Raw genomic sequence first — 19,572 nt, forward strand, 5'->3', positions numbered from 1 at the left:
CGCTGCGTGGTGCCTGTCAGCATCACGCAGCGCACGGAATATGGCCGTCAGAGACCGACATCCTTCCAGCTGCCTGTCGGGCTCTGACGGGACCGGCGACTCGGGCCGCCGGTATCTTGCTCGGTCTGGTCGCTATCAGTTGGCGACGATATTGACCAGCTTGCCCGGCACCACGATCACCTTGCGCACCGTCTTGCCATCGGTGTGCTTGGTGACATTGGCATCTGCCAGCGCCGCGGCTTCGATGGCGTCGCGATCGGCATCGGCGGCGAAGGACAGGCGCGCACGCAGCTTGCCGTTGACCTGCACGACCAGCTCGATGCTGTCCTTCTTCATCGCCTCGGCATCGGCGGCCGGCCAGCTGGCGTCGATCACGGCTTCGTCGTGGCCCAGTGTCGCCCACAGCGAGTGGCTGGCATGCGGGATGATCGGCGACAGCAGCAGCACGCAGGCCTCGACGGCTTCACGGCTGACGGCCAGGCCCTGCTCGGAGGTGTCCTCGAAGCGGCTGATGGCGTTGACCAGCTCCATCACGGCCGCGATGGCGGTGTTGAAGGTGGTGCGGCGGCCGATGTCATCGCTGCACTTGGCGATGGTCTCGTGGGTCTTGCGACGCAGCGCCTTCTGATCATCGTTCAGGGCAGTCACGTCCAGCGCGCCCGGAGTGCCGGCGGCGACATGTTCGTGGACCAGACGCCAGACGCGCTTGACGAAGCGGTGTGCGCCCTCGACACCGGAATCGGACCATTCCAGCGACTGCTCCGGCGGCGCGGCGAACATCATGAACAGGCGCACGGTGTCGGCACCGAAGCGGTCGATCATCGACTGCGGGTCCACACCGTTGTTCTTGGACTTGGACATCTTCTCGGTGCCACCGATTTCCACCGGCAGACCATCGGACTTCAGCACGGCCTTGATGGCGCGGCCCTTGTCGTCGGTCTCGACGTCCACGTCCAGCGGGTTGAACCAGTCGCGGCCGCCCTTGGCGTTGATGCGGTAGTAGGTGTCCGCGATCACCATGCCCTGGGTCAGCAGCTGCTTGAACGGCTCGTCGCTGTCGACCAGGCCGAAGTCACGCATCAGCTTGTGGAAGAAGCGCGAGTAGAGCAGGTGCAGGATGGCGTGCTCGATGCCGCCGATGTAGTAATCGACCGGCAGCCAGTAGTTGGCACGCTCGTCGAGCATGGCATCGGCGTTGTCCGCACAGCAGAAGCGCGCGTAGTACCAGGAGGACTCCATGAAGGTGTCGAAGGTATCGGTCTCGCGCTGCCAGCCATCGCCCAGGTCACTGAAGGACGGCATCTTCTTGATCGGCGAGCCACCGGAGGCGTCGAATTCGACTTCCAGCGGCAGAGCGACCGGCAGTTCGTCGTCGGTCAGCGGGATGGATTCACCGTTCGGGCCATTCTTGACCGGGATCGGCGCGCCCCAGTAGCGCTGACGGGAGACGCCCCAGTCGCGCAGACGGAAGTTGGTCTTGACCTCACCACGGCCCTGCTCGACCAGGCGCGCGGCGATGGCATCGAAGGCGCTCTCGAAGTCGAGGCCATCGAAGTCACCGGAGTTGATCAGCACGCCGTGCTCGGTGAAGGCGGCTTCGCTGACGTCAGGCGCATTGCCGTCGGCATCGGCGATCACGGCTTCGATCGGCAGGTCGTACTTGGTGGCGAATTCGTGGTCACGCTCGTCGTGGGCCGGCACGGCCATCACGGCACCGGTGCCGTATTCCATCAGCACGAAGTTGGCGACGAAGACCGGCACTTCACGGCCGGTTAGCGGGTGGATGGCCTTGAAGCCGGTATCCATGCCGCGTTTTTCCATGGTCGCCATGTCGGCTTCGCTGGTGCCGCCACGCGCGCACTCGGCGTTGAACTCGGCAAGCTCCGCATTGTGCTCCGCCGCGGCCTTGGCCAGCGGGTGAGCGGCGGCGACGCCGACGTAGGTCACGCCCATCAGGGTGTCCGGACGGGTGGTGAAGACGGTCAGGGATTCCTGCACCTGGCTGGCCTTGGCATCGAGGCCGAAGCTCAGCTCGACACCGCGCGACTTGCCGATCCAGTTGCGCTGCATGGTCTTGACCTGCTCCGGCCACTCGACCTTGTCGAGGTCGGCCAGCAGCTCTTCGGCGTAATCGGTGATACGCAGGAACCACTGCGGGATTTCCTTGCGCTCGATCAGCGCGCCGGAACGCCAGCCACGGCCGTCGATGACCTGCTCATTGGCGAGCACGGTCTGATCCGCCGGGTCCCAGTTGACGATGGAACTCTTCTTGTAGACGACACCCTTCTCGACCAGCTTGGCGAAGAACCACTGCTCCCAGCGATAGTATTCCAGGTCGCAGGTGGCGAACTCACGGCTCCAGTCGTAGGCGAAGCCCAGCGCCTTGAGCTGATCGCGCATGTAGGCGATGTTCTCGTGGGTCCACTTGCCCGGCGCGACGTTGTTCTTCATCGCGGCGTTTTCCGCCGGCAGGCCGAAGGCGTCCCAGCCCATCGGCTGCATGACGTTCTTGCCCTGCATGCGCTGGAAGCGCGAGATCACGTCACCGATGGTGTAGTTGCGCACGTGACCCATGTGCAGCTTGCCGCTGGGGTAGGGGAACATCGACAGGCAGTAGAACTTCTCGCGGTTGGCATCTTCCACCGCCTTGAAACACTGATTTTTCTCCCAGTACTGCTGGGCAGCCTGTTCGATCTGATCGGGAGCGTACTGTTGAGAAGTATCCTGTGAATCCATCGGGTCCGTCACTACCTTGGCATTGGCCGCTACCCGTCACCAGGGACAGGCAGGGCGTGAAGAGGTGGGCGGTCACATCGGGATGGGCCGCCGCTGTCTGCGATGGGGTCAAGTCTACCCCAGACGCCAGGACTCAGGTAGGGGAGGCGAGTGCTGTGGCGCCAGGCGAATGCGCTTCATGCTGCCAGTGCCACGCCCTTGATGCGTGTCAGGGAGTGGAAGAGTGTGGCTTGTGTCGCAACGCCAACGCCACCATGCTGAAGGTAGAGCGCCATGCCCTCCCGTAGTACGGGAGAAGGTGAAGACACAAGGAGAGTCCATGAGCCAACCACGTGAACCCCGCGATCCCCATGAGCCGATCAGCGCCACGGATCGTGATACGGCTGCCACGTCCTCGCATGACAGTGGCTTTGAAGATACACCGATGCCCTCGCGCTCAGCCTCCAGTCAGCCGCAGAGCGAAGGTGAAGGACGTCTCGGCGATGCCTATGGGCGAATCCTGACGCGGCTGGAAGACAGCAGCGGTGAACTGTCGTGGGATGGCCTCAAGGCCGAGCTGGATGAAGCGGTCAAGTTCGAGGCCGAGGTCGAGGAATTCACGCTCGACGAGCTGGCGCTGCTGCGTGCCTGGGTCGAGCGTGACATGCGTGAATTCCGCCGCCATCTGGCGACCGGTGGAGAAGGGATCGCCAGCTGGCTGGGGATCGATCTCTCGGTGCTGTCGCGCAGTGTCAGTTCCGCGCTGATGTCGATCGCGGACCGCACCGTGGTGGACCGCGCCCACTTCGAGGAAGACCTCGAGGCCGCGCGCGCCGACTACACCAGCGGCGAGGTCATCGCGCCGGGGCTATTGCATTGCGTGCACTGCGAGTCGACCACCACGCTCACGCGGCCCAGCGTGCTGGAACCCTGCCATGCCTGTGGACATCGCTTCTTCTCGCGTGGCGCGCCGCCCGTCACTCGTCAGCCTCCCGCGGCCGATGAGAGTGATCAGGGCTGATGGCGACACCGTCAGACTGGTTCGCCCCGGCGCATGCCACCTGGAGCGCCGGTCAGCGCCACAAGGCGTTGCAACAGCTGATCGATCACTTCAATCAGCGCCCGCGTCCACGTGAGGCGGGCCTCTTCAAGCAGATCTCCTATTACCTGTTTCTGCTCGCGGATTATCGCTCGGCCAGCCAGATTCTGGCCCAGGGGCATGTGGAGTGTCCGGCCGATGAAGAGATCGCGCTCAATCAGGTGGTGTGTCTGTCGCGCGCCAATGATGCCGCCGGCTCGCTGGCGGCCGGTGAGGCGTTGGCCGCACGAGGCTGTCTTAATCCGGTGCTGTTCGACTCGCTGGCCAGCAGCGCGGCCAGACTCAAGCGCCATGACGAGGCACGCGAGCATGGCAGTCGCGCCCTGGCGCTCAAGGACGAGCAGCATGGGAGCCTGCCGTTGGCGAAGGGCTGGCGGCTGCCCGCTGAATCCCCCTCGGCAGTCGCCGCCGGCAAGACGCGCGTGCTGTCCTTCGGCCTCTGGGGCAAGGGGCCGCGCTACTTGAACGGCATGCTGCATAACCTGCTGTTGGCGCCGGTGCTGTATCCGGGGTGGCGGGTTCGGCTCTATCACGATGACAGCGTGCCCGATGATTTCCTGGCCCTGGCCCGGGAACTGGACGCCGAGCTGTGTGAGCGTCCCTCCAGTGACACCCTGAGACAGCGGCTGTGTTGGCGCTTCGCGGTCGCCGATGACCCGACGGTGGGCTACTTCGTGGTTCGCGACTGCGACAGCGTCATCAGCCTGCGCGAAGTGCGCGCGGTGCAGATGTGGCTGACCTCCGGGCGCTTCTTCCATGTCATGCGTGACTGGTGGAGTCATACCGATCTGGTGCTGGCGGGGCTGTGGGGCGGGGTGGCCGGAGTCCTGCCGCCACTCGAGACATTGCTGGCCCAGTGGCAGCCACAGCATGTCGAGACGCCGAATATCGATCAGTGGTTCATGAAGGAATGCGTGTGGCGCTACCTGCGCGAAAGCCTGGTCAGCCACGACCGGTGTTACTCGCTGCAGATCAAGGGTCGCGACAGCCTGAAGTTCCCGGACGACGTGCTGGGAGAAGCGCCTGGCGGCACGGTGCATGTCGGCAGTGACGAGTGGACGCGCAATCGCGCCTTCCAGCTCCGCCAGCTGGGGCCATGGCTCAAGGAGGCCAGCTGGATGCGTGACAGCGACGTCTGAACGCAATCCAGCGATAAGCGTCTGCTGAGCGGGTTATATAGATACACGAAGGGCTGCCCATGGGCAGCCCTTCGTGTGTCTTGCCAGCAGTCCTTCGCTTGTCTTGCCAACAGCGCTGTCGGGTCTAGCGACCCACCAGCCAGCCGATCCATTCATGCAGTGCCCAGCGTGACTGGGTCAGCGCGGAGCTGTTGGGGATCCAGGCATCGATACCCAGTCCGGACACCGTGGTGTAGCCCACCGGCGCCGGGATGATGGTGCGGAAGCCCTGGTTCTGGAAATTGCGCATCGCGCGCGGCATGTGCCAGGCGCTGGTCACCAGCACGATCTTGTTGATGTCGTCCTGCTCGAGCATCTCGCGCGTGAAGAGCGCATTCTGCTGGGTGTTCTCGCTGCGATTCTCCAGCCAGCGCGCCGGGTAGTCGAATTCATCGATCAGCGAGCGCTGCATCAGCTCGGCGAGGGTGCCGTCATCGGAGGACGATACCTTGCCACCGGTGAGCAGAATCGGTAGCTCCGCGTTGCGGGCCACGCGGACGCCTTCGTCCAGACGGCTGAGCGTCTCGCCATTGATGCGATCACGGCCCTGCAGTTCCGGGGCGTCGTAGTAGCGTCCGCCGGAAAGCACGACCACGGCTTGCGCCTGGATCCACTCTGCCGGTTCACTGGGCTGAATGCGCTCCAGCCCTGACATCAGGCGCGTGGAGACGACAGGCGAGGACAGCAGCCACATGCCCAGGATGGCCACGACCATCATGGCGCGTGCCAGGCCCGGCCAGCGCTTGAGCACCAGCATGGCCAGAAACAGCAGCAGGAGAGGCCCGCCGGGCGGCAATACCAGGTCCTTGATGATGCCGAGTAACTCGGTGATGCCCATTGTGGTCTCGCTTGTGCAGAGGCAGTGCCGGGCATCGGCCCGGCAACGGGTAAGGTTGAGCGTTCAAGCGTCTGAGGTCCAGGGGACTCAGACGTTCTGGCCCTCAGGCGTCCTGCGGGCGTTGACGGCGCGACTTGAGGCATTCGTTGATGCCCAGCACAAGGCCCGGCGCCAGCAGCAGCGCGATCAGGATCCACACCGGCAGCAGGCCGTAGTGCATCCAGGGCGTCATGCCCAGTTGCAGGCGGATATCGCCAGTGACGGTGGCCTCCTCGAACTGGGGCGCCTGGGCGATGATCTCACCCTGCGGCGAGATGATCGCCGTAACGCCATTGCTGGTGGCACGCAGCAGATAGCGGCCGTTTTCCAGCGCGCGCAGCTGAGCCATCTGCAGGTGCTGCAGCGGGCCGATGGAGTGACCGAACCAGGTGTCGTTGGAGACGGTCAGCAGCACCGTAGAGCTCAAGGCGCGCTGGCGGACCAGCTCCGGGTAGACGATCTCATAGCAGATCGCCACGCCGATACGCAGACCGCTGACCATCAGTGGCGGCTGCTGGCTGTCGCCTGACTGCATGCTCGACATCGGCAGGTCCAAAAAGCCGATGATGCCCCGCAACCAGCTTTCCAGCGGCACATACTCGCCGAAGGGCACCAGGTGCTCCTTGCGATACTGGGCCGACGGGTCATCGATGGGAATCACGCTGTTGTAGAAGCGATTGTCGGCGTCACGCTCGACGATCCCGGTAATGAGACCGGTCTTGGGCGGCAGAGTTGCCTGGATGCGCTCGAGGAAGGGCTCGGCCTGGTCGCGCAGCATCGGCAGTGCCGTCTCCGGCCAGACGATCAGGTCGGCATCGTCCTGCACGGCGCGCGTCATCGCGGCGTAGGTATTGGCTGCACGACGCTGCCCTTCGGCACTCCACTTGATCAACTGCGGCAGGTTGCCTTGCAACAGGGCGACGCGTGCCGGCTGGCCGCCGGACTGTGTCCAGTCGGTCGGCAGCAGCAGACCCGCGCTCCACAGCACGAGCAGCGGCGCGATCGCCCACCAGCGGCGACGCAGCGCCAGATTCCACAGCAGCGCCCCGGACAGCGCGATGATCAGCGAGATACCGTAGACGCCAAGCACCGGCACCCAGCTGGCCAGCGGTGAGCCCACGGCACTGTTGCCCAGCAGCAGCCACGGGAAGCCGGTGAAGGCCCAGGTGCGGAACAGCTCGCTGAGCACGAATACCGCGGCGAATGACAGCACATCGAGCTTGCGTGAGCAGAAGCGCTGCCACAGGCCCATCCACAGCATCGGGAACAGCGCCATGCAGGCCACGAACAGCATCGTCAGCAGCACCGCCAGCGGCATGCCGGTATAGCCATAATCATGGATCGAGACGTAGACCCAGCTGGCCCCGCTGCCGAACAGGCCGACCCCGAACCACCAGGCGCGCAGGAAGCCACCGCCTTCCATGCGCAGCGCCCCGTAGAGCAGGCCTGCGCCGATCGGGCCCAGCCACCACTGCTCGAAGGGGGCAAAGCTCAAGGTGACCAGTACCCCGGCAATGATCGCCACTACATTGGCCAGCAACGAGGCGCCCGGGAAGCTCCTCGCGCGGGGGGAATCTGACATGCCGCTCTCCTTGTAAAATGCCAGACACATCGGCGGATGTGTCTGGCATTGTCCTCTATCGGGTCAGCCTGTGATCAGGCCATGAATCACTCGCCGCTGATGTGCGCACGATGCTCGGCCGAGGGCGGCGCGTCACCGGTGGCATCTTCCAGACGGCATACCTGTACCTGACGAATGCGACGATTGTCCGCATTGAGCACCGTGAAACGCCAGCCGGCGAAATCGGTGGATTCCTGACGGCGCGGCATGTGACCGAAGCGCTGGATCATCAGACCGCCGATGGTGTCGAATTCCTCATCGGAGAAGTCGGTATCGAAATGCTCGTTGAAGTCATCGATGGTGGTCAGCGCGCTGACGGCGAATTGACCATCGCCCAGCTCGCGGATGTCCTCATCCTCATCGGTGTCGTGCTCATCCTCGATATCCCCGACGATCTGCTCGAGGATATCCTCGATGGTGACAAGGCCTGCCGTGCCGCCGTACTCGTCGATGACCACCGCCATGTGATTGCGGGTCTCGCGGAATTCCTTGAGCAGGCTGTTGAGGCGCTTGGATTCGGGGATGAACATCGCCGGACGGATCGCTTCGCGCAGATCGAAGCGCTTGCGCTCGCTGTCATTTTGCAGAATCAGCGGCAGCAGGTCCTTGGCCAGCAGGATGCCGAGCACCTCGTCGAGGTTCTCGTCGATGACGGGATAGCGGGAGTGAGCCGATTCGAGAATCAGCGGCAGGTACTCCTCCGGGCGCTGATCGACCTGAATGGCCTGCACCTGAGAGCGGGGGATCATCACCTCGCGCACCTGCTGGTCGCTGATTTCCAGCGCGCCTTCGATGATGGCGATGGCGTCCTGATCGAGGTTGAGGCGTGGGCCTACCTCAGCCAGAAACTGGAGCAGCTCGCTACGGGAGCTGGGTTCGTCGGTGTCGCTTGAGAAGGCGCCGAACAGCTTATCGAGCCAGGTTTTCGATTGGCTTCCCGATCGGTCTTCGCTCATGCGTTAGTTTCTCTTTTCCTCGGTGGCGATACCCCATCGTCGTGGTGGTATCGGGGCAGCCGAGCGACCCGGGGACAAGCCCCGAGTCACCCGACGGCGGGTGCTGCCGATGCGCAGGGGCGCCGGCATCAGTGATTCTCTTCCCGGTAGGGGTCGGCGATGCCGAGCCCTGCCAGCACATGACGCTCGAGCGCTTCCATGCGTTCGGCTTCATCGTCCTCGATATGGTCATAGCCGAGCAAGTGCAAGGTGCCATGAACCAGCATGTGGGCGAAATGATTTTCCAGCGACTTGCCCTGTTCCCGCGCTTCGCGGGCGACGACATGCACGCTGATGATCAGGTCGCCCAGAAAGCGCTGCTCATCAAGAGCTTGCTCAGCCGCGGTCTCGGGAGCCGCAGAGCCGAGGGCAGAAGTCGAGAAGCCAGAAGACACGGCGTCAGTGGCGTCTGCCTCATCAGCTTCGCTCATGGCGTCTGACGCCAGCATGACATCGTCGCTGTTGTGACCGTCGAGACCTTCCTCTTCGCCGGCATCCAGATCGCCCTCCGGCATGCCCGCAAGCGGCAGGCTGTCGTCATCGCCTTCCTCGGCGAAGCGCGCGGCCAGTTCCGGCGGCAGGGCGAAGTCGTCCAGATCCAGCGGCTCATGCGGGAAGGACAGCACGTTGGTCGGGGAGTCCTTGCCGCGATAATCGCGATTGAGGCCCTGGCTCTCGGCTTCTTCCACCAGACGCACGGTCAGCTCGTACGGCGCCGCGGCGTCGCTGGCATCGCGCTCCAGCGCGCCGTCTTCCGCGGCGGCCAGCAGCGCAGCCGCCACCCAGGCTTCCAGCTGATGGCTGGCCGGCAGCGGCTGGCCATCGAGTTCACTCTCGCCGATGGCCAGTTGCAGGTCCACGACGACTGCGGGGGCTTCGCTCACTGGCTACCTCCCGCCGGAGTGCTGGCAGGCGGCACGTTGCTCTGGGCATTCAGCGCCGCCATGCGGGCTTCGCGCTCGGCCTGACGCTGCTCGCGACGCTCACCTTCCTGCTGCTCTTCCGCGGCTTCGAAGGTGTCGTAGGCCTCGACGATGCGCTGCACCAGCGGGTGACGCACGACGTCCTTGGCCAGGAAGCGCGTGATGCTGATCCCCGGGGTGTCCTTGAGGACCTCCATCACGTGCGCGAGACCTGACTGGGTGCCACGCGGCAGATCGACCTGCGAGACGTCACCGGTGATGACGGCGGTGGAGCCGAAACCGATGCGCGTCAGGAACATCTTCATCTGCTCGCGCGTGGTGTTCTGGGACTCATCGAGAATGATGTAGGCGTTGTTGAGCGTCCGGCCGCGCATGTAGGCCAACGGCGCGATCTCGATGATCTGGCGCTCGATCATCTTGTTGACGTGCTCGAAGCCGAGCATCTCGTACAGGGCGTCGTAGAGCGGGCGCAGGTAGGGGTCGATCTTCTGGGCCAGGTCTCCCGGCAGGAAGCCGAGCTTCTCGCCGGCCTCGACCGCCGGACGTACCAGCAGGATGCGTCGCACTTCGTTGTTGTTGAGCGCTTCCACGGCAGCGGCGACGGCAAGATAGGTCTTGCCGGTACCGGCCGGGCCGATGCCGAAGTTGATGTCGTGATTGCGCATCTCGGTGACATAGCCCTGCTGATTGAAGCCGCGCGGGCGCACCAGCACCTTGGGCGTGCGGATCACCACATCACCGTAGGTGGCGCCCTGGTCCTCGGCGGCCTCGACCAGCGCCTCGACGCCGGATTCCTGCAGGAACAGATGAACGGTCTCGGCATCGACTTCGCCGGCACCGGTCTCGCGGTACAGATGCTCCAGCACGTTGGCGGTCGCCTTCACGGCGGCCGCGGGGCCTGCGATCTGGAAGTCGTTGCCGCGATTGCGCAGGGTGACACCGAGCCGGGATTCGATCAGCTTGAGATGCTCGTCGCGCTGGCCGGTCAGGCTGGCCAGACGCTGCGGGTCTGCCGGCTCAAGCGTCATGTTGAGAATGCGATTGGCTTGCTGTGACTGGTGGCTCAAGGCGTCGAATATCCTGATAGTGATGAGTGGCGATGATGCTTGGCGATGAGGGGCAGCCGCGATGGCGGATACCTGCGCGTAATGCACGGGGCGCTCTGCCCGCCACGGCGCATGACGGCGCCATTTCAGAGTCAATGGTGACGCGTTGCCGAAGTCTCAAGAGAGCTTAATGCGCGATGGCCGTACAGGGCAATTGTCCTGTACGGCCAGCGTGGCTATCTGCTTGATAGTGGGGGCTGATGGCGCTTCGTCAATGAGCGACGAGCGATCAATAGCGGTAGGGCGAGCTGAGCTCACCGCGCAGCGAGTTGGGGTAGGTCTCGGTGATCTCGACATCCACCAGGTAGCCGATCAGCTCGGTCGGGTTGGCGGCGCGGAAGTTGACCACCCGGTTGTTCTCGGTGCGCCCTGACAGCAGGCCCGGGTCACGCGGCGAGAAGCCGGAGACCAGGATGCGCTGGGTGGTGCCGACCATCTTGCGCCCGATCTGCATCGCCTGCTGGTTGATGCGCTCCTGCAGGATGAGCAGGCGCTCCTTCTTCACCTCTTCCGGGGTGTCATCTTCCAGATTCGCCGCCGGGGTGCCCGGACGTGCGGAGTAGATGAAGCTGAAGGAGTGATCGAAGCCGATCTGGCCGATCAGGTCCATGGTGTCCATGAAGTCCTGATCGGTCTCGCCCGGGAAGCCGACGATGAAGTCGGAGGAGAAGCTGATGTCCGGGCGCAGCGCGCGGATGCGTTCGAGCTTGTCGATGTAGAGGTCACGCTCGTGGCCGCGCTTCATCGCCGCCAGGATGCGGTTGGAGCCCGACTGCACCGGCAGGTGCAGGTGGCTGACCAGCTCCGGAATCTCACCGAAGGCCTCGATCAGCGAGTCCTTGAACTCCAGCGGATGCGAGGTGGTGAAGCGGATGCGGTCGATGCCCTCGACCTGCGCCACGCAGCTGATCAGCTCGGCGAGGTCGATCTCCTCGCCCAGCTGGTTGAGACCGGCGTAGGCGTTGACGTTCTGGCCCAGCAGGTTGATCTCGCGCACACCCTGGTCGGCCAGGTGGATGACTTCATCCATCACCTTCTCGAAGGGACGCGAGACTTCCTCACCGCGGGTGTAGGGCACCACGCAGAAGGTGCAGTACTTGGAGCAGCCTTCCATCACCGAGACGAAGGCGCTGGCACCGTCGCTCTTGGGCGCGGGCAGGTTGTCGAACTTCTCGATCTCGGGGAAGGTCACGTCGACCACGGAAATCTGCTTGAGACTGTCGCGGCGGGTGTCGAGCATCTTCGGCACGCGGTGCAGGGTCTGCGGGCCGAACACCATGTCCACATGCGGGGCACGCTTGCGCAGGTTGTCGCCTTCCTGGCTGGCCACGCAGCCGCCGACGCCGATCACCAGCTCCGGGTTCTTTTCCTTGAGCTTCTTCCAGCGCCCCAGCTGGTGGAACACCTTCTCCTGCGCCTTCTCGCGGATGGAGCAGGTGTTGAGCAGGATGACGTCTGCTTCGGATTCGTCGCTGGTGACTTCCATCTGATGCGATTCGCCGAGCAGATCCGCCATGCGCGCGGAGTCATACTCGTTCATCTGGCAGCCGTGAGTCTTGATGAAGAGTTTCTTCGCCATTGCCTTGTGTGAACGCTCTGAGCTGCGCGCCCGGGCTTCGTGCGCCTCGCGCCCGGGCACATGGTGGCGGCGGGCAGCGTCAGCGGTCAGGAGAAGCGGGCACGACTTGTAATGAATGAGCCCCGGCGCCGATGGCTGGCCGGGAATCGAGGGCGCGACGATACTGTGCCAAGCGGCACGCTGATCGGGTCGAGGCCAAAATCGGGACGGCACAGTATAGGAGTCTGGCGGCCATGCGGCCAGCCCTGTCGCATCGCTGTCAGCAATGAGGAGGATGCCTGCCAACCACCGGTTCAGCCTGATGGTGGCTGTGGTATCCTCACGAGAAAGCCCGCGCATGCCCTGACGCTACAACAGGGGCTTGGCATGTTTCATAGTTATCAGGCAGGTGTTGCGCAACGCACATCAGGCTGTCAATGGCTTGATTTGTTGAGGTTTTCATGCCGATAGCCCGGCTGCCTGAGCTGGTTAAAATTTGATCGATTTGTTGGCGGGGCAGGCATTTCGCCGTGCGCAGACCTGCCCCTTTGAGGTTGTCCCAAGACTTATCCACAGAAAGTGTGGATGTCTGAAGACACTGAAATGACAGTCTCGGATTTTTCTCGCGGCAATTTCGTTACCGTACGTCCAAGCGCGACAGCGATGCCAGGCAGGATGCCTTGCATTGCGCAACCTGGCAGACACCGCATGGGCAGACAGGGCGAGCCTTCCTTCGCCCAAAAGCGGTCGATCATGTTCGGCATGTGGGGACGCAGGATTCAGCGCGCTTGCTCCTCGTGCCCACACGCCTGACACGGTCGGCTTACGCCCTTAGACAGCCATGAAGAACACGATATGACGCGATTCTCCATTACCAGCACCCCTTCATCTTTCGGTTTCCTGTCACCCCGATCGCCGTGTTCGACGCTTGCGCGCTCACTGCGCCGTGTGGTGCTGGGGGCTGGCGTCGCCGGCAGCCTGCTGCTGGGTGCACCGCTGGCCAATGCGGCCACCGACCGCTGGGTCGCCGATGACCTCACCACCTTCGTGCGCAGTGGCCCGACGGATGGCTACCGCATCGTGGGCACGGTGGAAGCCGGCCAGCCGGTCGAGCTGCTCGAGGTCCAGAATGACTACAGCAAGATCCGCACCGCCAGCGGTGACGTGGTGTGGATTCCCTCCGCTGACCTGCAGGACACCCAGAGCGTCAATGCCCGGGTGCCCGAGCTGAGCGCCAGGGTCAAGGAATTGACTGCCAGGCTCGACGGCATCAATGAAGAGTGGGAAACCCGTGTCGAGGACATGAAGACCGGCCTCGAGACGCGTCAGGCGCGCATCGAGGAGCTTGAGCAGGCCAGCAACAGCCAGTCAGCCGAGCTTGCCCAGGCGCGTAGCAAGATGCAGGACATGGAAACCAAGCTCGATACCAAGAAGCAGGACCTGCTGATGCGCTACTTCATGTACGGCGGTGGCGTGGCGGGTGTCGGCCTGCTGGTCGGCCTGATCGTGCCGCACCTGCCGCGTCGCAAGAAGAAGCGTCACGGCTTCCTGTAAGGCATTCCGGTAACCGATAGCAGAGGGAGTGCGTCAGCTCATGTCGGCACAAGACACGACGATGGACGCGACGCCGGCCAGTGACCCCTGGCTGGCGCGATGGCAGGAAGGGCGGATCGGCTTTCATCTGCCTGCCACGCATTCGGCGCTGGAGCGCTGGTGGCCGCGGCTTGAGATCGCGGCGGGCGCCAAGGTGCTGGTGCCGTTGTGTGGCAAGAGTCTCGACATGCGCTGGCTGGCGGCGCAGGGCTATCCGGTGCTGGGCATCGAGCTTGCACGCCAGGCCTGTGAGCAGTTCGTCGCCGAAGGTGCCGGGGATGTCTCGCGCTATCGGCTGGAGCACTTCGAATGCTTCCGCCAGGGCATGGTCGAGCTGTGGTGCGGAGACTTCTTCCACTTCCATATCGACCATGTCGATCATCTGGACGCCTTCTATGATCGCGCCGCGCTGATCGCCTTGCCGCCGGCCACCCGTCAGCGCTACGCCTTCCATCTGGCGCAGCTGCTGCCCCCGGGCGCGCGTGGCCTGTTGATCAGTCTCGAGCGGCAGACGGAGCAGCATCAGGGCCCGCCGTTCCATGTCGCCGAAGACGAGATTCGTCAGCTGTTGAGCGCCAACTTCACGCTTGAGGTGCTGGAGCGTCGTGCCCCGGATGAGCGCGGCCTGCGTGAGACGGTGTGGAGTCTGGTGCGCAAGGGACCGCGTCGCTGACGACTCAGAGGTGACCTTGTCAGTCAGGTCCAGTCCTCATGAAGGTTCAGCTCGCATGAAAAACGCCACCGCCGCCCAATGGGCGGCGGTGGCGTTTTCGTTGGTGGCGAGCTGCTGATCGAGCTTGCTGATCGAACCTACTGGTCGAGCTGGCGGATCAGCGTGGTGTCCTGGAAGGCGCGAGTCAGCGCATCGCCGATCACCTCAGAGACCATCTCGGTGTTCTTCTCCTGACTCGGCTTGAGGGCATAGCCCTGGTCACGCGTCGCGGTGTAGCTGCCGGTATAGCGCTGCTTGCCGGACACGGCGACGGCCTTGATCACGCCATTGAGTGTCGCGGTATCGGTGATCAGGCCGCCACGCTTCACGCCATAGGCCAGCTCGGTCAGCGAGATGGTCAGCTCTGCTGCGTCCTGGTTAGCCTGTTCGGCGGACACCGGCACGAAGCCCATGCGGCGCAGGGCGCTGACGGTCTGGGCCTCAAGCTTGGGTGTCAGGTCGCCGGTCGGCACGACCAGATAGCTCGAGGCATTGGTGGCGCCATCGCGAGAGCCGATGCGCTCTGACGGACGCTCATCGAGCACATCCACCACCACCTGTTGCCCGTGGCCGACCACGCCCATCTCGCCGACCTGCGGATTGACGTACAGGCGCTGCGGGCTGGTGCCGCAAGCGCTGAGAAGTGCCGCCGTGGCGATCAGTGCCACGCTCATGCAGGTGGTGCGCAACTTGTGCATCATCATCGGGGTTCCTGGGCCTGAGGCCGGTTGTCATGGGAGTCATCTCGGCCATCCGTTGCCAATATCTCGCCTGCCGCGCGGGATGGCCGGAGCACAATGGCGCGAGTATAGGGCCAGAATGGCGCCTGAGCGTAGTGGAGATTCAGGCTCACGCCTGTCCTCTGCAAGCGACAGTTGGCGAGGTTCATGGCCCGTAGCTCATGGCTCGTAGCTCATGGTCCATGGCTCATGCGCCGTCGACGCGTCTGCTCAAGGCCAGCAGGCCCAACAGCGGGCCGGGCAGCAAGGCCAGCAACAGCAGGCTGCCGTGGCCGGCGATCAGCGGCGTGAGCAAGGCGATCGAGACCAGTGACAGGCTGAAGCCGAAGGCATTCATCATCGCCAGGGCGCTGGCCTGCAGCTCGACCGGGGTGCCGCCCGCGGCGAGTGCCGAGAACTGCGGCGAGTCGATCACGGCCAGAAGGCTCCACAGCGCCAGCAGAGCCAGCAGCACGCCGTAACCGGCCTCAAGCTGCGTGGCGGCGACGAAGATCAACGTCAGCGTCACCGAACCGGCGAGCCCGAGACGCGCCACCCACAGACTGCCTCGGCTGCGCGAGAGCCAGCCCCCGATGACACAGCCGGGCGCGCCGATGGCGATCACTAGGAAGCTATGCCAGGCCAGGCTGGCAGGAGAGAGCGTCACGCCTGTCGCGCTGGCCATCTGGGTCAGCAGCAGAGGTGTCAGTGCCCACAGGGTGTACAGCTCCCACATGTGGCCGAAGTAGCCCAGTGCGCCGCGTACGAAGCCGGGATATTGCCAGGCCGCCAGTCCTCGAGTGGCACGCGCGAGAAAGGTGTTGCGGCCGTCTTTCGCCGCTGGTGCTTGGCGGGGCGCCGCGGTGGCTTTCGCCGCCGGTGGGGCCAGCAAGGCGACCAGACCGGCACCGACGATGGCCAGCAGCGAGGCAGTGCTGATGGCTGCGCCCCACGGCAGCTGCATGCCTTCGCCCTGTTGCAGTGCGGCCAGTGCATGCGGCAGCCCGGTGCCAAGCACCAGCATGCCGACCAGCCAGGCGAGCGCGGCACCGGCACGGTCCGGTGCGGTCTGCACCATCAGCTTCAAGCCGATGGGGTAGATGCCGGCCAGTGCCAGCCCCGTCAGCACGCGCAAGCCTGAGGCGCTCAGCAGCCCCGGCGCGATCAACAACGCCAGATTGGTCAGCGCGCCCAGCACGCAGGAAGCCATGAACAGATGGCGCGCCGCGAAACGGTCCGCCAGGCCGGCAAGCCCCAGCACCAGGGTGCCGACGATGAAGCCGCCCTGCACCGAGGAGGTCAGCTGGCCGAGTGCCGCGGCACTATCGCCGGTAAAGTCCCAGCTCGCCAGCATCGGCGTGAGGACTGCATTGGGGGTGAACCACAGGCTGGTGCCGAACAGCTGCGCCAGGGCGATCAAGGCGACCGGATAGCGGTTGGCCCATTGCCGCCAGCCAGAGATGGGCGGCGTGAGTGACTTGGTTGAGGACACGAGGGCACCTTGTAGGGCAGAGGGCGTGATGGCGCAGCAAGACGCGAACGGGCGACACCGAAGTGTCGCCCGTCACAGATAGCCCGCCCCATCAATGGGGTCAAGGCGTCATTGATGGGGCAGCTCGGCGATGCGATGCAGAGACTACCCCGTCGCAGCCATCGTCTACAGCCCCATGGCCGAAGAGGTGGAGCGACGCGGGTCAGCACCGCCGTAGAAGGTGCCGTCGTCGATCATGATCGACTGGATGGCGCCCATGGCGTCCTTGGTCACCACCTTGTGGCCCATCGCCTCGAGCAGACGGATGGTGTCCTTGCTGATGCCCGCCTCGATGCGAATCTCGTCCGGCAGCCACTGGTGGTGGATGCGCGGTGCGCTGACCGCCGACTGGATGTTCATGCCGTGGTCGATCACGTTCATGATCACCTGCAGCGTGGTGGTGATGATGCGCGAGCCGCCGGGGCTACCGGTGACGAGGAAGTTCTTGCCATCCTTCATCACGATGGTCGGGCTCATGGAAGACAGCATGCGCTTGTTCGGCTCGATCTTGTTGGCGACGCCACCGATCAGGCCATAGGCATTCGGCACGCCCGGCTTGGCGGAGAAGTCATCCATCTCGTTGTTGAGCAGGAAACCTGCGCCATCGACCACGATGCCGGAGCCGTAGCTGAAGTTGATGGTGTAGGTATTGGAGACGGCCAGACCATTGCCATCGGCAATCGAGAAGTGGGTGGTCTGATTGGACTCATACGGCTGCGGCTTGCCGGGCTTGACCTCACTGGAGGGCGTTGCCTTGTCGAGCTCGAACTGGGCGCGCAATTCCTTGGCGTAGTCCTTGGAGATGATGCCCGACAGCGGCACATCGACGAAGTCGGTGTCGCCAAGATACTCGGAGCGGTCGGCGTAGGCGCGGCGCATCGCTTCCGCCATCACATGGAGGGTGGCGGCGGAATTGAAGCCCATCGCCTGGATGTCATCGCCTTCGAGCATGTTGAGAATCTCGACGATGTGCGCGCCGCCGGAGGAGGGCGGGCTCATCGAGAAGATGTCATAGCCACGATAGGTGCCGTGGACCGGTTCGCGGATGGCCGGCTTGTAGGCCTTCAGATCATCCAGCGTCATGATGCCGTCGTGGCGCTCCATCTCGGCGACGATCAGCCGGGCGGTCTCACCCTCGTAGAACTCGCGCGGGCCATTGGCGGCGATGCGCTTGAGGGTCGCGGCCAGTTCCGGCTGCTTGAACAGCTCACCGGCTTGATAGTTGCTGCCATCCGGCTTGTAGAACACCTTGGCGGTGCTGTCCCACTTGGCCAGACGGTCCTTGGCATCGCTCAAGCCCTTGGCGAAGCGCGTTGGAATCACGAAGCCGTCTTCGGCCAGCTTGATGGCCGGGGCGAGGGCCTGCTCGAGACTCAGGGTGCCGTAGTCTTCCAGCGCCTTGGCCAGGCCAGCGACGGTGCCGGGCACGCCTGCCGCACGGTGGGTGAAGCGCGACCACTCGGAGACCGCCTCGCCATTCTCGTCCTGGAACATCGTCTCGCTGGCCGCGGCCGGGGCCTTCTCGCGGTAGTCGATGGCCACCACTTCACCGGTCTTCTCATCCGACACCAGCATGAAGCCGCCGCCACCGATATTGCCGGAGCGCGGCTGGGTCACGGCCAGCGCGAAGCCTGCCACCACGGCGGCGTCGACGGCGTTGCCGCCATCGGCCAGCACATCGCGTGCGACCTGAGAGGCCAGATAGTGGCTGGTCGCGACCATGCCGTGCTGGCCTTCCTGGGGGTGGAAGCGCTCGCCTTCCAGAATCGCGGAAGACTCGGCGAAGGCGGCGGGAATCGCCGTCGGCAGCAGGCCGGCCAGCGGCAACAGTGCGGCGGCGGCCAGCGCCTTGAGATGTCTGCGGTTTGCGAGAGAGGTGTCGAACATGAGAGGTGTCGGTTCCTGTTATCGTTATAAGAGATGCGACATGACGCGTGCAGTGCGAGGAACATGCGCAGAAGGCCAGCGAGCTGCTCACTGGGCCGAGAGAACAGCTTAACTATCAGTTGCTAATGCACCAATTTCAACTTTGCACGGCAATATTCTTGTTGGTGCCTGATCTGGAAAGGGGATGAGGTCCTGGTGTGGGGGCGGCTTGAGGATGTGGGTCGCAGTGGAGTGCCTGGCGTGGGCCGGCGACGGACCGGTAGGCTGGCCGTACACATTCACACAGCGCCTGTCTTTTGTGAGAGGGTGGCGTAAAATGCCCCTTCCACTTCTCGCTGGCGCCTGATGACATGTCTGAACTACTGCCGAATGACTTCAAGATTGCCCCGTCGATCCTGTCCGCTGACTTCGCCCGCCTGGGGCAGGAGGTCGAGGATGTGCTGGCCTCCGGGGCCGATATCGTCCACTTCGACGTGATGGACAATCATTACGTGCCCAACCTGACCATCGGGCCGATGGTGTGCAAGGCGCTGCGTGACTACGGCATCAGCGCCGAGATCGATGCCCACCTGATGGTCACGCCGGTCGACCGCATGATCGGTGACTTCGCCGAGGCCGGTGCCAGCTACATCACCTTCCATCCGGAAGCCTCCGACCACGTCGATCGCTCGCTGCAGCTGATTCGTGATGCGGGCTGCAAGTCCGGTCTGGTATTCAATCCGGCCACGCCGCTGTCCTACCTCGACTACGTGATGGACAAGGTCGACATGATTCTGTTGATGAGCGTCAACCCGGGCTTCGGCGGCCAGTCGTTCATCCCCGGTACCCTCGACAAGCTGCGTGAAGCGCGTCGTCGCATCGATGCCTCCGGCTACAACATCCGTCTCGAGATCGATGGTGGCGTCAAGGTCGACAACATCGCCGAGATCGCGCGTGCCGGTGCCGACACCTTCGTGGCCGGTTCCGCCATCTTCAATGCGCGCAGCGACAGCGATGCCAACCGCTACGACAGCGTATTGGCGAAGCTGCGTGCCGAGCTTGCCAGCGTGCGCAGCTGA

General features: G+C 64.1%; 15 protein-coding genes. 5 read left to right on the forward strand and 10 right to left on the reverse strand.

The window, feature by feature from the left end; genetic code table 11:
* Positions 1 to 135: 135 nt before the first annotated feature.
* The gene (leuS, locus tag QD280_RS08760) at positions 136 to 2,736 is read right to left on the reverse strand and encodes a leucine--tRNA ligase (protein ID WP_279837238.1); all 2,601 of its coding nucleotides are present in this window, start codon (positions 2,734 to 2,736) and stop codon (positions 136 to 138) included.
* 319 nt (positions 2,737 to 3,055) lie between these two features.
* On the opposite strand from leuS, the gene QD280_RS08765 reads away from it, so the two are divergent.
* Complete coding sequence (locus tag QD280_RS08765; protein ID WP_347881960.1) at positions 3,056 to 3,736, forward strand: zinc ribbon-containing protein; 681 nt, start codon at positions 3,056 to 3,058, stop codon at positions 3,734 to 3,736.
* Complete coding sequence (locus tag QD280_RS08770; protein WP_279838964.1) at positions 3,736 to 4,953, forward strand: hypothetical protein; 1,218 nt, start codon at positions 3,736 to 3,738, stop codon at positions 4,951 to 4,953. The genes QD280_RS08765 and QD280_RS08770 overlap by 1 nt, the downstream gene beginning before the upstream one ends.
* A 124-nt stretch (positions 4,954 to 5,077) precedes the next feature.
* On the opposite strand, the gene QD280_RS08775 is transcribed toward QD280_RS08770, so the two are convergent.
* The 6 genes from QD280_RS08775 to miaB form a co-directional block, all read right to left on the reverse strand.
* On the reverse strand, positions 5,078 to 5,830 hold the full coding sequence (locus QD280_RS08775) for a YdcF family protein (RefSeq protein ID WP_043335281.1): 753 nt from the start codon (positions 5,828 to 5,830) through the stop codon (positions 5,078 to 5,080).
* A gap of 103 nt (positions 5,831 to 5,933) precedes the next feature.
* Positions 5,934 to 7,451, reverse strand: a complete 1,518-nt coding sequence (gene lnt, locus QD280_RS08780) for an apolipoprotein N-acyltransferase (protein WP_279831820.1) — start codon at positions 7,449 to 7,451, stop codon at positions 5,934 to 5,936.
* Positions 7,452 to 7,537: 86 nt separating this feature from the next.
* Complete coding sequence (locus QD280_RS08785) at positions 7,538 to 8,446, reverse strand: transporter associated domain-containing protein (RefSeq protein WP_052384764.1); 909 nt, start codon at positions 8,444 to 8,446, stop codon at positions 7,538 to 7,540.
* A gap of 128 nt (positions 8,447 to 8,574) precedes the next feature.
* Complete coding sequence (gene ybeY, locus QD280_RS08790; protein WP_347881963.1) at positions 8,575 to 9,252, reverse strand: rRNA maturation RNase YbeY; 678 nt, start codon at positions 9,250 to 9,252, stop codon at positions 8,575 to 8,577.
* 113 nt (positions 9,253 to 9,365) lie between these two features.
* Entirely contained in the window at positions 9,366 to 10,475 is a 1,110-nt protein-coding gene (locus tag QD280_RS08795; protein WP_131431329.1) for a PhoH family protein, read from the reverse strand.
* Positions 10,476 to 10,743: 268 nt separating this feature from the next.
* Positions 10,744 to 12,093, reverse strand: a complete 1,350-nt coding sequence (gene miaB / locus QD280_RS08800; protein WP_279838966.1) for a tRNA (N6-isopentenyl adenosine(37)-C2)-methylthiotransferase MiaB — start codon at positions 12,091 to 12,093, stop codon at positions 10,744 to 10,746.
* Positions 12,094 to 12,927: 834 nt separating this feature from the next.
* Between miaB and QD280_RS08805 the strand changes: the two genes are divergently transcribed.
* Both QD280_RS08805 and tmpT read left to right on the forward strand, forming a co-directional pair.
* A complete protein-coding gene (locus QD280_RS08805) occupies positions 12,928 to 13,626 on the forward strand; it encodes a TIGR04211 family SH3 domain-containing protein (RefSeq protein WP_279838967.1) in 699 nt (232 codons plus the stop codon).
* A 40-nt stretch (positions 13,627 to 13,666) separates the two neighbouring features.
* Positions 13,667 to 14,338 (forward strand): thiopurine S-methyltransferase, encoded by a 672-nt coding sequence (tmpT, locus tag QD280_RS08810; RefSeq protein WP_225996460.1) that lies wholly within the window; start codon positions 13,667 to 13,669, stop codon positions 14,336 to 14,338.
* Between the two features lie 137 nt (positions 14,339 to 14,475).
* Here tmpT and QD280_RS08815 read toward each other — a convergent pair whose 3' ends face one another.
* From QD280_RS08815 to ggt, 3 genes are all read right to left on the reverse strand, one after another.
* The gene (locus tag QD280_RS08815; RefSeq protein ID WP_279838968.1) at positions 14,476 to 15,081 is read right to left on the reverse strand and encodes a YajG family lipoprotein; all 606 of its coding nucleotides are present in this window, start codon (positions 15,079 to 15,081) and stop codon (positions 14,476 to 14,478) included.
* A 223-nt stretch (positions 15,082 to 15,304) separates the two neighbouring features.
* Positions 15,305 to 16,588 carry an MFS transporter gene (locus QD280_RS08820; RefSeq protein ID WP_279838969.1) on the reverse strand — a complete coding sequence of 428 codons (1,284 nt, stop codon included), beginning with the start codon at positions 16,586 to 16,588 and terminating at the stop codon, positions 15,305 to 15,307.
* 165 nt (positions 16,589 to 16,753) lie between these two features.
* Positions 16,754 to 18,514, reverse strand: coding sequence for a gamma-glutamyltransferase (gene ggt / locus QD280_RS08825; RefSeq protein ID WP_279838970.1), 1,761 nt, complete (start codon positions 18,512 to 18,514; stop codon positions 16,754 to 16,756).
* A gap of 350 nt (positions 18,515 to 18,864) precedes the next feature.
* Between ggt and rpe the strand changes: the two genes are divergently transcribed.
* The gene (gene rpe, locus QD280_RS08830; protein ID WP_043335268.1) at positions 18,865 to 19,572 is read left to right on the forward strand and encodes a ribulose-phosphate 3-epimerase; all 708 of its coding nucleotides are present in this window, start codon (positions 18,865 to 18,867) and stop codon (positions 19,570 to 19,572) included.

This window comes from Cobetia sp. 1AS1, from assembly GCF_029846435.1.
GTDB classification, from domain to species: Bacteria; Pseudomonadota; Gammaproteobacteria; order Pseudomonadales; family Halomonadaceae; genus Cobetia; species Cobetia amphilecti.